General features: G+C 68.9%; 12 protein-coding genes and 2 tRNA genes. 5 read left to right on the forward strand and 9 right to left on the reverse strand.

Annotated elements, in window-relative coordinates; translation table 11 throughout:
• Positions 1-40: 40 nt before the first annotated feature.
• The 6 genes from ACFXI3_RS28205 to ACFXI3_RS28230 all read right to left on the reverse strand — a co-directional run bounded on the left by ACFXI3_RS28205 (position 41) and on the right by ACFXI3_RS28230 (position 4,239).
• Positions 41-439: a MaoC family dehydratase gene (locus tag ACFXI3_RS28205; protein ID WP_344269989.1), complete on the reverse strand. Its 399-nt coding sequence runs from the start codon at positions 437-439 to the stop codon at positions 41-43.
• Positions 436-885, reverse strand: a complete 450-nt coding sequence (locus ACFXI3_RS28210; RefSeq protein ID WP_344269986.1) for a MaoC family dehydratase N-terminal domain-containing protein — start codon at positions 883-885, stop codon at positions 436-438. Before ACFXI3_RS28210 ends, ACFXI3_RS28205 begins: the two co-directional genes overlap by 4 nt.
• A gap of 130 nt (positions 886-1,015) precedes the next feature.
• Complete coding sequence (rpmG, locus tag ACFXI3_RS28215) at positions 1,016-1,180, reverse strand: 50S ribosomal protein L33 (protein WP_005152047.1); 165 nt, start codon at positions 1,178-1,180, stop codon at positions 1,016-1,018.
• A gap of 49 nt (positions 1,181-1,229) precedes the next feature.
• A tRNA-Met gene (locus tag ACFXI3_RS28220) sits at positions 1,230-1,302 on the reverse strand.
• Positions 1,303-1,465: 163 nt separating this feature from the next.
• A tRNA-Thr gene (locus ACFXI3_RS28225) sits at positions 1,466-1,538 on the reverse strand.
• Positions 1,539-1,617: 79 nt separating this feature from the next.
• Entirely contained in the window at positions 1,618-4,239 is a 2,622-nt protein-coding gene (locus ACFXI3_RS28230; RefSeq protein WP_378403478.1) for a putative bifunctional diguanylate cyclase/phosphodiesterase, read from the reverse strand.
• 249 nt (positions 4,240-4,488) lie between these two features.
• Between ACFXI3_RS28230 and ACFXI3_RS28235 the strand changes: the two genes are divergently transcribed.
• The 4 genes from ACFXI3_RS28235 (at position 4,489) to lon (ending at position 9,625) form a co-directional block, all read left to right on the forward strand.
• The gene (locus ACFXI3_RS28235) at positions 4,489-5,430 is read left to right on the forward strand and encodes a GNAT family N-acetyltransferase (RefSeq protein WP_344269936.1); all 942 of its coding nucleotides are present in this window, start codon (positions 4,489-4,491) and stop codon (positions 5,428-5,430) included.
• 35 nt (positions 5,431-5,465) lie between these two features.
• On the forward strand, positions 5,466-6,314 hold the full coding sequence (locus ACFXI3_RS28240; RefSeq protein WP_378403480.1) for an SAM-dependent methyltransferase: 849 nt from the start codon (positions 5,466-5,468) through the stop codon (positions 6,312-6,314).
• On the forward strand, positions 6,311-7,135 hold the full coding sequence (locus ACFXI3_RS28245; protein ID WP_378403482.1) for an SAM-dependent methyltransferase: 825 nt from the start codon (positions 6,311-6,313) through the stop codon (positions 7,133-7,135). The genes ACFXI3_RS28240 and ACFXI3_RS28245 overlap by 4 nt, the downstream gene beginning before the upstream one ends.
• An 87-nt stretch (positions 7,136-7,222) precedes the next feature.
• A complete protein-coding gene (gene lon / locus ACFXI3_RS28250) occupies positions 7,223-9,625 on the forward strand; it encodes an endopeptidase La (protein ID WP_378403484.1) in 2,403 nt (800 codons plus the stop codon).
• A 202-nt stretch (positions 9,626-9,827) separates the two neighbouring features.
• Here lon and rfbA read toward each other — a convergent pair whose 3' ends face one another.
• Entirely contained in the window at positions 9,828-10,709 is an 882-nt protein-coding gene (gene rfbA / locus ACFXI3_RS28255; protein ID WP_344269924.1) for a glucose-1-phosphate thymidylyltransferase RfbA, read from the reverse strand.
• Between the two features lie 74 nt (positions 10,710-10,783).
• The gene (locus ACFXI3_RS28260) at positions 10,784-11,932 is read right to left on the reverse strand and encodes an exo-alpha-sialidase (protein WP_378403486.1); all 1,149 of its coding nucleotides are present in this window, start codon (positions 11,930-11,932) and stop codon (positions 10,784-10,786) included.
• 199 nt (positions 11,933-12,131) lie between these two features.
• Between ACFXI3_RS28260 and ACFXI3_RS28265 the strand changes: the two genes are divergently transcribed.
• Positions 12,132-12,833: a hypothetical protein gene (locus tag ACFXI3_RS28265; protein WP_378403488.1), complete on the forward strand. Its 702-nt coding sequence runs from the start codon at positions 12,132-12,134 to the stop codon at positions 12,831-12,833.
• A 43-nt stretch (positions 12,834-12,876) separates the two neighbouring features.
• Here the strand turns inward: ACFXI3_RS28265 and ACFXI3_RS28270 are convergent, their stop codons facing one another.
• Entirely contained in the window at positions 12,877-13,368 is a 492-nt protein-coding gene (locus tag ACFXI3_RS28270; protein ID WP_344269916.1) for a YajQ family cyclic di-GMP-binding protein, read from the reverse strand.
• Positions 13,369-13,377 lie beyond the last annotated feature (9 nt).

Here is a 13,377-nt window from a genome sequence, read left to right on the forward strand (position 1 = left end):
GCAGGAACGCAAGCCTCGCGGCCCGTGGCGTCAGGCGGCGTCAGGGGCGGACGAGGGCTTGCGGTTTGCCCAGTACGGTCTTGCCCTCGAACTTCACCGTCAGGTCGATCCGGGCCAGGCCCTCGTCCGTCAGGGCTCCGACCTTTCCGGTGACCTCGACCAGCGCGCCCTCGTCGTTGTCCGGCACCACGACCGGGCGGGTGAAGCGCGTGCTGAAGTCCACGAGGCGGGCCGGGTCGCCGAGCCAGTCGGTGACGATGCGGCCGGACAGGGCCATGGTGAGCATGCCGTGCGCGATCACGTCCGGGAGGCCGACCTTGGTCGCGAAGTTCTCGTTCCAGTGGATCGGGTTGAAGTCGAGCGAGGCCCCGGCGTAGCGGACCAGCTGGTCGCGCGTGATGCGGACCTCCAGCGGAGGCAGTTCGTCGCCGATGTTCACGCTTCCGCCCCCCGCACCACGAGCTGCGCCCGCGTCGTGCACACGAGTTTGCCGTCCGCGTCGGTGATTTCCGCGCGGAGGTTGATGAAGTCGTTGCCCGCCCTCGCCATGATCGCTTCGATCTTGGCCGAGATCTCCAGCTCGTCGCCGGCGTGCACCGGGCGCTCGTAGCGGAAGCCCTGGTCGCCGTGGACCATCCGGGAGTAGTCGAGGCCGAGCGCGGGGTCGGTCACGATGCCGTTGATCTTCGGCAGGTTGAGGATGGTGAGGAAGGTGGGCGGCGCGAGCACGTCCGGGTGGCCGGCCGCGCGGGCCGCCTCCGGGTCGCGGTACACCGGGTTCGGGTCCCCGATCGCGTCGGCGAACTCGCGGATCTTCTCCCGGCTCACGAAGTACTTGCTGTCCGACGGGTACTCCCGCCCGGTGAACGACTGGTCCAAAGGCACGCGAAGAAGGCTAACCGAACCGCGGCGCCGTCCCGCGCGGGTGCCAGAACTGGTCAGTAGGCGGACAGCGAAAAGCCGCCCCGGCGCGTGGCCGGGACGGCTTTTCGAAGCTGGTAAAAGACCGCCTGCGTCAGCGGGTCTCTTTGTGAGTCCGGTGCGTACCGCAGTTCGGGCAGAACTTCTTCATCTCCAGGCGATCCGGGTTGTTGCGCCGGTTCTTCTTGGTGATGTAGTTGCGGTGCTTGCACTCCTCGCACGCCAGCGTGATCTTGGGTCGCACGTCGGTGGCAGCCACAGCGTTTCCTTCTCTCTCAGATCCGGGGGCCAGCCCCGTCGTTACCGCGTAGCGGTGGCCGGACTTGAACCGGCGACACAGCGATTATGAGCCGCTTGCTCTGCCAACTGAGCTACACCGCCCTACGTGACACCCACCCCGCCTCAACCCACCAGGTCAAGGTGACCCGGCCTGGGGGTCCAGGGGGCTTGCCCCCTGGCGGGGGTCTGGGGGTTCGACCCCCAGATGGACGCCGCGAAGCGAGCCACGTCTGCGTTTTCCGCAGACATAGCTCGCCTACTCGCGAGCCCCTTTACGGAATCGAACCGTAGACCTTCTCCTTACCATGGAGACGCTCTGCCGACTGAGCTAAAGGGGCCTGCCTCTCGCGAGGACTTGGAAAGATTAGCAAGGGGCTTCACCCGGCCGTGCAACCGGGGTCGGTTAACCGCAAAAGCTCAGGTCAGCAGGGTCAGCACTGTCTCCGAATGCCGCCCCGGCGAGCGCGCCGTGCGGGCCTGCAGCCACGCCTCCAGGCGGTCCTCCGGCAGCGGCCGCGAGATCAGATAACCCTGTGCGACGTCACATCCCATCGCCTCGAGCTGATCGCGCGCCACGTCTTCCTCGACGCCTTCCGCCACCACCGTCAGGCCCAGCGAGTGACCGAGCTCGACGATCGACCGCACCACCGCGAGGTCGCCGAGATCCGTGCCCATGCCGAGCACGAAGCTCTTGTCGATCTTGACCTGGTCCACCGGCAGCTGGCGCAGGTACGCGAGCGACGAATAGCCGGTGCCGAAGTCGTCCACCGCCAGCACGATGCCCAGCGAATGCAGCTCGCGCAGGATCGGCAGCGCCTTCTGCGGGTCCGACATCACGCCGGACTCGGTCAGCTCGAACGTCAGCAGTTCCGGCGGCACGTCGAAGCGCTCCAGTTCGCGCTGGACCTTCGCCGGGAAGTCGTCGTCGGACAGATTCCGCACCGAGAGGTTCACCGCCGCGGAGATGCGCAGGCCCTCGTCGAGCCACTTGCGCACGCGCTTCAGCGATTCCTCCAGCACGAACGACGTCAGCACGCCGATCAGGCCGGCCGCTTCGATCGCGGGCACGAACTCGTCCGGGCCGAGCCGGCCGAACTCCGGGTGCACCCAGCGCACGAGTGCCTCGACGCCCTGCACCTGACGGTTCGGCAGCGTCACCTTCGGCTGGTAGTGCACGGAGACGTGGCCGTCTTCCAGCGATTGCCGGAACTGCGTGACCATCTGGAAGCGGCGCAGGAAGATCTGTCCCATGCTCGGCACATAGCCGCGCACTTCCTCGCCGCCTCGGGTCGCCCGGACCGCGACGTCGGCGCGCTGCAGCAGGCCGTCGACGTCGACTTCGCCAGCGTCGTCCACGGAGCTGGCGTAGCCGATCATCGCGTTGGCCTCGACGGAAAGCCGGTCCACTGGATACGGCTCGGACAGCTGCACCCGCAGGCGTTCGGCCGCCTGATGCGCGTCGTCGACCGTGCAGTCCACGAGCAGCGCGGCGAAGGACGCGCCTTCGAGCCGGGCGAGCGGGACGTCCGGGCCGAGTGCGCCGCGGATGCGGGTGCCCGCGGCGACGACCATCCGGTCCGCCCACGAGTAGCCGAGCGCGTCGCTGACCGTGGAGAAGACGTCGAGGTCGATCCGCAGCACCACGACCTCCGCCGATTCGCGCAGCGGATCCCGCGAGACCTGCTGGAAACCCGGCCGATTCAGGTGCCCGGTGAGCGGGTCGTGGTAGGCGTCGTGGCGGAGCGTGGCGAGCAGCCGGCGGTTGTCGAGCGACGTCGCGAGGTGGCTGGCCATCGTGCCGAGCAGCTGGACGTCGTACTTGCCGAAGCCGCGCCAGCGGGAGAGCCGGTCGTGTGCTTCGACGACGCCGAGCAGCCGGTTCGCACTGCGCAGCGGCACCACGAGTGCTTCCTGCGCACTGCGTTCCAGCAGCGCCGCGCGGACGTCCGGGTTGGCTTCGGTGATCCGGAAGTGCCGGACGTGCGCGCCGGGCAGGCGCAGCAGCGGGTCGTCGTTGGCCGGGTCGGAGGCCGGAAGTTCGTTGCCCGCGACCACGACGCGCATCGGATCGTCGGCCTCGAGCCGCAGCCGGAGCACGACGCGTCCGGCGGCGAGCTGGTCCTTGATCCGCTCGGCGATCGTGGCCCATTCGCGCACGTCGACTCCGCCCACCAGTTCCTCGGCGCGGCTCGCCGGACGTGCTGCCGCCTGCTGGCCGGACCGCGCGACCATCAGGCTGACGTCGGACAGCGCTTCCATGTCCCGCTGTTCGCGAAGCAGATCGGAATAAGCCCAGTACAGCGCGGTCAGGCCGAGGAACACCGCCAGCACCAGCGGCCAGGCCTGCGGAGTGCTCGCGATGACGAGGTAGCCGGTGAGGCCGACCGAGGCGTTGACGAATCCGACCACGAGGATGCGGCCGGTCAGCCGGATCGCGGTGCTCACGCGCATCCGGCGGCGCAGCACGCGCACGGCGGCCAGCGCGAGCAGGGTGCTGACCAGCGGCGCGGTGAGCGTGCCGGCGAGCGCGGCGACCCACGGCATGGTCGGCCCGCCGCCCATGGCCAGGTGCACGAGCCCGGCGACGGCGAACGCGCCGGTGATTTCGAGCAGGAACGCGCCCGCGTTGTAGAGGACCCGGCCGGCGACCTTGCGGGCCAGCAGCGTGCCGATGCCCGCCACGAGATGCGCGGCGAGCACCACTTCGAACGGGGCGACGAAGAAACCGATTACCAGCGGAATCTCGGTGAATGAGATGGTCCACGAAATGCCGCTGCGGACGTCGACGTTGATGCCGAGCTGTTCGGCGAGCAGGAACGCGACCGCGAGCACCGGGCCGATCCACCAGAGCTTGGCCGAGCCGTGGAACGGCAGCCAGGCGCCGACGGCGAAGGCCGCGAGCAGGCCGAGGCCCAGCACGAAGAAGGTGTAAACGCGGAAGCGGCTTTCGTCCGTGCGGCCTTCGGCCGGTGCGGAGCCAGCACCTCCCGAGCCCATCGCCTCCGGCGCGGTACCGGGATGGGCGTTGCTGTCCGGCATCCGACCTTCCTTCCCGGCTGCCCGGTCGCGCTCGTCCGTGACGTCAGGTGTGGGCGAGGGCGCCACCTTACCCCGTAGGGCGTACCGGCGTCCCTTTCGAGACAGTAGGAGATCACCCCAGGGTTAACAATGGGCGTTCTTCTCTGACCTGCGTGGACCAAGGAGTGAAACTCCCGGTTTGCCCCGGAACCCCCGGGCCGGGGAGTGTTCTGGGGGTCTTTTCCGCCCGGACCGGCGGACAATGGCGGCATGCACAACGACGTGACAGCCACCGGCCATGCGGCGCGCATCGCCACGGTGGACGCGCTGCTTCCCGCGCCGCTCCCCTTCGAGGTCGGAGGGGATTCCGCCCTGCTTTCCGCCGAGGTCGGCGACACCACCGCGGCCGGTCTGACGACCTGTACCGGACTCGGCCCGGACAGCCCCCGCTCGATGTGGCGGGCGCTTGTCGAGCACCGGCTGGAGGTCCAGCTCGCCGGTCCCGATCCGGCCGCCGGCCTCGACGCTTTGCTCACTCGATGGGATGAACACCTGGGGTCCCTCGCCCGAGTGGGGGATACCGAGTGCGCCGCGGTGCTCTCCCGGCCCAGCCGCGACACCGCCGGAGCCACCGAACTCCTCCGGCACGGCTTCGCCCCGGTCGGCGTCCTCGCGGTCCGCCCGGCGCAGCGGATGGCCGCCGGGCCCGACGCGACGCCCGGCGTCTGCATCCGGCACGCGACGCCGGACGACCTGTCCACCGCGGTCGCGCTGCAGCTGGAATTGCAGCGGTACGACGCGCAGTTCGGCCGGATCACGCTCCGTCCCGGCGTCGAGGAGCTGATCACCAAGGAACTGCTGCACCACCTCGAACGGCCCGAGCCGCAGGTGTGGATCGCGGAGCTCTACGGCCAGCCGCTCGGCATGGTCGTGCTGCAGATGCCCGACGAGACCGGCTGGATCCGGCACCGGGTCGCCGCTTCCCGGGTGGGCTACCTGTCGTCGCTGGCGGTTTCCGAGACGGCTCGGTCGTCCGGTGTCGGCACCGCGCTGGCCGCGCACGCGCACCAGGTCTTCGACGAGGCGGGCGCGGATGTCGTGCTGCTGCACCACGCCGTGGCGAATCCGCGGTCGACGCCGTTCTGGTACGCGCAGGGTTACCGGCCGCTGTGGACTGGCTGGCAGCGCAGGCCCGCGGTGCGTTCTCGCTAGTCTGGCGGTTGCCAGACCGTCCGAGGGGAGTCCCAGTGACCGAGAAGCCCGACGCCGCGCCGAAAGCGCCGGAAGGCGTCGATGTCGAGAAACCCTCGGCCGCGCGGGTCTACGACTGGTACCTGGGCGGCAAGCAGAACTGGGCGGTGGACCGGGAATTCGGCCGCAAGGTCGAGAAGATGTGGTCGCTCGCCCGGCCTGGCGCGAAGCAGAACCGCGAGTTCATGAACCGCGTGGTGCGGGCCGCTTTGGACGCCGGCATCCGCCAGTTCCTCGACCTCGGCTCCGGCGTGCCGACCGCGGGCAACGTGCACGAGGTGGTCGAGGCCGCGCTCGGGGACGACGACGAGGCCACCGTGGTCTACGTCGACTACGAGCCGGTGGCCGTGGCGCACGCGACGCTGATCCTGGAAGACGAGGCGGCCACCGACTGGGCCGGCATCGTCCAGGCGGACATGCGCGACCCCCGGGCCGTGCTGAGCGACCCGCGCACACGCGAGCTGATCGACTTCGACAAGCCGGTGTGCGTGATGCTGATGGCGGTGCTGCACTTCGTCGGCCCGGACGACGATCCGGACGCCGTCGTGCGCGCCTACCGGGACAAGCTCGTGTCCGGCAGCTGGCTGGCGATCTCGCAGATGAGCGAGGGCGACGGCAGCGGTCCGGCGCTGGAGGGGCTGCGCTGGTTCGTCGAGCAGTACCGCAAGACGAGCAATCCGATGTGGCTGCGCGACCGCGAGGAGATCGAGCCGTTCTTCGGCGGCTGGCCGCTGCTGGAGCCGGGCATCACGCATCTGCCGGACTGGCGCCCGGAGCGCGAGCTGAACGCCGTCGAGGCGGAGGCGCGCCCGTTCGCCTGGTGCGCCGTGGCGCAGAAGCCATGACCGCGCCGGACGCGCCGCGGGGCGTGGACGTCGACAAGCCGTCCGCCGCCCGGATCTACGACTGGTACCTCGGCGGCACCCAGAACTGGGCGGTGGACCGGGAATTCGGCCGCCGCGTCGAGAAGGTGTGGCCGCTGATCCGGCCGATGTCGCGGGAGAACCGGGCGTTCATGAACCGGGTCGTGCGGGCCGCGCTCGACGCGGGGATCCGGCAGTTCGTCGACCTCGGGTCCGGCGTGCCGACGGCGGGCAACGTGCACGAGATCGTGCGCGATCAGCTTCCCGCGAGGGTGGTGTACGTCGACTACGAACCGGTGGCCGCGGCGCATTCGCGAGTGATCCTCGAAGACGAGGACGCGACCGAGTGGGCCGGGATCGTGGAGCGCGACATCCGCGATCCGGAGGCGATCTTCGCCGACGAGATCACCCAGGAGCTGATCGACTGGTCGCAGCCGGTGTGCCTGCTGATGATCACCGTGCTGCATTTCCTCGGCCCCGGCGACCGGCCGGAAGAGCTGGTCGCCGCCTACCGCGAGCAGCTCGCGCCCGGCTCCTGGCTGGCCATCACGCATGGCACCTGCCGGGACGACGCGCCGCCGGAGCGAGCCGCCGAGGTCCGCGCGTTCGTCGACGCGTACAAGGACACGTCGAACCCGGCGTACCTGCGTTCCGACGACGAGATCCGGCCGTTCTTCGGCGGCTGGCCGCTGTTGGAGCCGGGGATGAGCGCGCTGCCGGACTGGCGGCCGGACGAGCCGGTGTCGGAGTTCGCCGCGGAGGTCCGGCCGTTCGCCTGGGGCGCCGTCGCGGCGAAGCCCTGACTTCTCTCCCAGCGAACACTCCCTGGGAAACAAACCCGCCCTTCGGAGAGTTGAGCACCTTAGACTCAACTTATTCGAGGAGTGCACATGTCCGACCCCCGCCTCCTGCCCGTCCTCCCGCTCGATGACGACGTCGTGCTGCCGGGCATGGTGGTCCCGCTCGACCTCGGCGACGCAGAGACCCGGGCCGCAGTGGAGTCCGCACAGGCCAAGACCCCCGCGACCGCGTCGTTCCCCGGGATCCGCTCCGGCGGTGCGAGCAAGGCCGAAGTCCTGATCGTCCCGCGCGTGCACGGCGAGTACGCCGAGCTGGGCACCGTCGCGACCGTCGAACGGATCGGCCGCGTTCCCGGCGGCAAGACCGCCGTGCTGCTCCGCGGCACCGCACGCGCCTCCGTCGGCCGCATCGCCGACGGCCCCGGCGCGGCCCGCTGGGTGCACGCCGACGCGGCTGACGAAACTTCCGACGACCGCACCGCGCAGCTCGCCGCGGAGTACAAGGCCGTGGTCATCTCCGTGCTGCAGCAACGCGGCGGCTGGCAGATGATCGACGCCGTCCAGCAGGTCGAGGAGCCCTCCGCGATCGCCGATCTGGCCGGCAACGCGCCGTACCTGTCCACCGATCAGAAGCTGGAGCTGCTGACCGCGCTCGACGTCAGCGTCCGGCTGGAGAAGGCCCTCGAGTGGAGCCGGGAGTACCTGGCCGAGCTGGAGGTCACCGAGACCATCCGCAAGGACGTCGCCGACGGGATGGAGAAGCAGCAGAAGGAATTCCTGCTGCGCCGCCAACTCGAGGCGATCCGCAAGGAACTGGGCGAACTCGACGGCACCGCGGCCGACGACGACTACCGCGCCCGCGTGGAATCCGCCGACCTGCCGGACGAGGTGCGCAAGGCCGCGCTGGCCGAGGTCGACAAGCTGGAGCGGACGTCCGAACAGTCGCCCGAAGGCGGCTGGATCCGCACCTGGCTCGACACGGTGCTGGAGCTGCCGTGGAATGAGCGCACCGAGGACGTCTACGACATCGCCGCCGCGCGGGCCGTGCTCGACGCGGACCACGCGGGTCTGGACGACGTGAAGGAACGGATCATCGAGTACTTGGCCGTGCGCAAGCGCCGCGCGGAATCGGGCCTCGGCCCGGTCGGCGGACGGCGTTCCGGCGCGGTGCTCGCGCTCGCCGGTCCTCCCGGGGTCGGCAAGACGTCGCTGGGCGAATCGGTGGCGAAGGCGATGGGACGCAAGTTCGTCCGCGTCGCGCTGGGCGGCATCCGGGACGAGGCGGAAATCCGCGGCCACCGGCGTACGTACGTCGGCGCGCTGCCGGGCCGGATCGTGCGGGCCATCAAGGAAGCCGGCTCGATGAACCCGGTCGTGCTGCTCGACGAGATCGACAAGGTCGGGGCGGACTACCGCGGCGACCCGACGGCCGCGCTGCTCGAAGTGCTGGACCCGGAACAGAACCACACGTTCCGCGACCACTACCTCGAGGTCGAGCTGGATCTGTCCGATGTGGTCTTCCTGGCGACGGCCAACGCGCTGGAGACCATCCCCGGCCCGCTGCTGGACCGGATGGAACTGGTGACGCTGGACGGTTACACCGAGCACGAAAAGGTCACCATCGCGCGGGATCACCTGCTGCCGCGCGAACTTGAGCGAGCCGGCCTGGCACCCGGAGACGTGGTGCTGACCGACGGCGCGTTCAGCCGGATCGCCGCCGAGTACACCCGCGAGGCCGGAGTGCGCGACGCGAACCGGACGATCGCGAAGGTGCTGCGGAAGATCGCAACGAAGGTGGCGTTGGGTTCGGTCTCACTGCCGCTTTCGGTGTCCGCCGAGGACCTGGAAACCTACCTCGGCCGCCCGCGGCACGTGCCGGAATCCTCGCTGCCGACGGCGACCCAGCGGACGTCTTTGCCAGGCGTGGCAACGGGTTTGGCCGTTACCGGCGCTGGCGGGGACGTGCTGTACATCGAGGCGTCGCTGGCCGATCCGGAGAGCGGGGCTTCGGGCCTGCAGCTGACCGGGCAGCTGGGTGACGTGATGAAGGAGTCGGTGCAGATCGCGCTGTCGTACCTGCGGTCGCACGGGGCGGAGCTGGAGTTGCCGGTGGGAGACCTGCGAGAGCGGGGAATCCACGTCCACGTCCCAGCGGGAGCGGTGCCGAAGGACGGCCCGTCGGCCGGTGTCACGATGACGACCGCGCTGGCTTCGCTGCTGTCCGGGCGGGTGGTCCGGGCTGATGTAGCGATGACCGGAGAGGTTTCGCTGACCGGGCGGGTGCTGCCGATCGGCGGGGTGAAGCAGAAGCTGCTGGCCGCGCACCGGGCGGGGATGAAGACGGTGATCATCCCGCAGCGGAACGAGCCTGATCTGGACGACGTGCCTGCTGAGGTGCTGTCCCAGTTGGAGGTGCACGCGGTGGCCAACGTGCGGGAGGTGCTGGAGTTGGCGCTTACGCCTGCTTCTTCGGAGGTTCGGCAGGCGGCTTGATCGCCAGTAGCAAGCAGGGGTCCTCACCGGAGATTTCGGTGAGGACCCCTTGTGCTGTACGGGAACTCAGGAGAAGTCGAGCCGCCCCGAACTTCCCTTGTCCTATTTGGACACAATGGGCCGCCGTGTTCCAAGTCCGCGTACCGATTCTTCGCCGACAACCGTCCCAGCGCCCCGTCGTCAGCCCAGGCCTCAGAAGGAATCAGTTCTGCGCCCCCGCCAGCAAAGCCACGTTCATCACGTACTCGCCATACCCCGACTTGGCCAGCTTCGTCCCCAGCGCATGACATTCGTCCGCGCTGATGAAGCCCATCTTCAGCGCGACCTCTTCCAGACACGCGATCCGCACGCCGGTCCGGTGTTCCAGCACCTGCACGAACTGCCCGGCCTCCAGCAGCGAATCGTGCGTTCCGGTGTCGAGCCACGCGAACCCGCGGCTCAGTTCGATCAGCTTGGCGCGGTCGCGGCGCAGGTAGGAGAGGTTGACGTCGGTGATTTCCAGCTCGCCGCGCGCCGAGGGCTTCAGGTTGCGGGAGATGTCGACGACCTCGTTGTCGTAGAAGTACAGCCCGGTGATCGCGTTGTTCGACCGCGGCTTCTCCGGCTTCTCCTCGATGGACAGCAGGGTGCCGTTCTCGTCGATCTCGCCGACGCCGTAGCGCTCGGGGTCCTTCACCTGGTAGCCGAACAGGACGCAGCCGTCGAGGTCGGTCGCGGCGGTGCGCAGGGTGGTGGAGAAACCTTGGCCGTAGAAGATGTTGTCGCCGAGCACCAGCGCGACCGAATCGTCGCCGACGAAGTCCGCGCCGATCACGAACGCTTCGGCGAGACCGTTCGGGCTCGGCTGTTCCGCGAACGAGAAGGACAGGCCGAACTGGCTGCCGTCGCCGAGGAGGCGGCGGAAGTTCGGCAGGTCGGCCGGCGTCGAGATGATCAGGATCTCCCGGATCCCGGCCAGCATCAGCACCGAGATCGGGTAGTAGATCATCGGTTTGTCGTAGACCGGCAGCAGCTGCTTCGACACGGCCTGCGTAATCGGGTGCAGACGGGTTCCGCTGCCCCCGGCGAGCACGATGCCCTTCACAGCCCCTCCTCACGTGCGGTGGTGGTGTTCACCGTACCGAGTGAGCTTCGAGGCCGTCTGGGACTCCGCTCAACTCAGAACGCGGGACCCTTGCCGAAATACGCCTGGCAGCCGTTCGCGTACTCGGTGGCGATCTCCACCACGTTCTTCCCGCCGTCGACCGGCAGCACGGTGGACGAATAGTTGGGGCAGTAGTTGTTGTAGATGCCGGTGATGTGCACCGGCGCGGGGAGTTCGTACCAGTTCCCGGCGCCGAAATTGTCGTTGGCCAGCAGCGTCTGGCCGTTGCCGGACACCGGGGTGCCGTCGGCCCGCGTGTAGATCTGGCCGACCATCACCAGCCGCACGCCGTTCGGGCCGCCGGGGAACAGGGTGGTGGTCTGGGCGTGCTGGAAGTAGTTGCCGTTCGCGGTGTTCACGCGGGTGCCGGGGTCGGACGGGTCGCCCCAGTTCGCGCCGTCGGCGGAGATTTTGTAATACGGGTCGCAGTAGCGGTCGCGGTAGTTGCAGATCTCGTAGCCGAACCAGTACCGGCCGTCGGGCAGCCTGCGGATGTTCGGCATGCCCGGCCGCACCCGGGACGGTCCGATGGCCATCGTGAGCTGCTTGGTGCCCCAGTTGATCCCGTCGGTCGAGGCGACGCGGTTGAGCACCTGGCCGTACTTCGGCGCCTGCGTCTCGTCGGCGTAGTGGAGCCAGAGCGTGCCGCCGGCGTCCACGGTGAACTCGGGTTCCCAGATGCCGTCGTGGTTGTGCGAGAGCGCGGCTTCGGAGAGGTACCGCCAGTTGCGGCCGCCGTCGCGGCTGGCCCACACCTTGATCCCCATCCGGCGCTGCGGGCCTGAGTCCTGCCGGTAGGTCGCCGCCCAGAGCAGCGTGCCCGCGCGCAGCCGGCCGACCCGTTGCGGGAGTTCGTAGAGGGTTCCGCAGCATTGGCCGAACTTGGCGTCGGGGTCGCGGATCTCGCTGATCCGGTGGAAGGTCTCGCCCTCGTCGGTGCTCTCGAGGATCGGCGCGAACCGGCCGTTGCCGTCCTCGCTGGTCAGCGCCGCGATGATGTTCCCGCGCCCGAACGGCGAGTACTCCAGCCGCACCAGCCGCGGGTACGAGCCGAAACCGGGTACGAGCAACTTCTTGCCCGCTGCCTCCGCGACCGGCGCGATCACGGTCACGAGGACCGCCAGCGAGGTGAGGAAGGCAAGCACGGGAGTCCAGCGGCGCATCCAGAAACTCCTCTCACGACCAGACGCGCGATTACACCACGTGGTCGCCTCGACACCATCGATTTCGCCTGGTCACCCGCGTGAGTCCACCCCTTCGAGGACATCGCTGGGCTGTTCAGGGGCACCCGCTGCGTAACGACCGGGCGGAGCGTGACGAAAGATCATCCGGAGGCCCCGCCGGGGCACGCTAGGGGGAACCATGCGCCGCACTGTCGGTCGTCTCGCCGCTGTCTGCGCGGCGGTGGCGATCACCGCGTCGTGCTCGCTGCAGCCGTCCGGCGTCGGGGCGATCGTGCGCCAGCTGCCGGACGAGCCCGACCGCACCCCCGCGCCGGCCCTGCCTCCGCCGCCGAAACCGGAAAAGCCCCGCCTCGCCGAGAACCCGACGGAAACCCACCAGGGCAAGAACAACGCGACAGTCCCGCTGACCTGGCCGTCCGGGATCTCGGGGTTCCTGACCTTCGACTGTCCGAAGTGCACCGGGCACATCGCCGTGACGACGGACGGCACGGAAAGCCTGCTAGTCAACGACGGCGACGCCTACCACGGGACGGCTTGGTTCAACGTCTCCCCCGGCGGCAAACCGGTGCACACGCTGACGGTCGAGGCAAAGGGCTCGTGGACCGCGACGATCACCGACTACCGCGGAGTGCCGGTCGTCGAGCCCGGCAAGCCGTACAACGGCCACGGGGACGCGGTCCTGGCGGTACCCCCGAACACGACCTGGGGGAAGTTCTTCACCGGCTCGAAGGGCTCGAACGGAGTCTGGGTCCTGGCCGACGGGTATCGGCATCTGGTGGTGAACCACATCGGCGAAACCACCGGGGAATTCCCGCTCACCGGACCCACGTATGTGGCGGTGGAGACGTTCGAGGCGGATTGGACCTTTACCGCCTTTTGAGGGCCTGCTGGAATCCTGATCCGGACGCCAGCAGGCCCGAGAGTCACCGGTAGTTGGTGAACTGCAGAGCGATCTCGAAGTCCTTGCCCTTCAGCAGGGAGATCACGTCCTGCAGTTGGTCCTTCTTCTTGCCCGACACCCGCAGCTGGTCGCCCTGGATCTGGGCCTGCACGCCCTTCGGGCCCTCGTCGCGGATGAACTTCGCGATCTGCTTCGCCTTGTCCGACGCGATGCCCTGCAGGATCTTGCCGCTGACCTTGTAAATTTTGCCGGAGATCGCGGGCTCGCCTGCCTCGAAGGCCTTCAGCGAGATGTTCCGCTTGATCAGCTTCTCCTTGAAGACCTCCACCGCCGCGAGGGCGCGCTCTTCGGTCTCCGACTCGATCGCGATGGCTTCCTCGCCGGACCAGCTGATGCCGGTTCCGGTGCCGCGGAAGTCGAACCGCGTGCCCAGTTCCTTGCTGGCCTGGTTCAGCGCGTTGTCCACCTCCTGGCGGTCGACCTTGCTCACCACGTCGAAAGAGGGATCCGCCACGTGTCCTCA

Source organism: Amycolatopsis sp. NPDC059235 (assembly GCF_042754125.1).
Lineage (GTDB): Bacteria > Actinomycetota > Actinomycetes > Mycobacteriales > Pseudonocardiaceae > Amycolatopsis > Amycolatopsis albidoflava.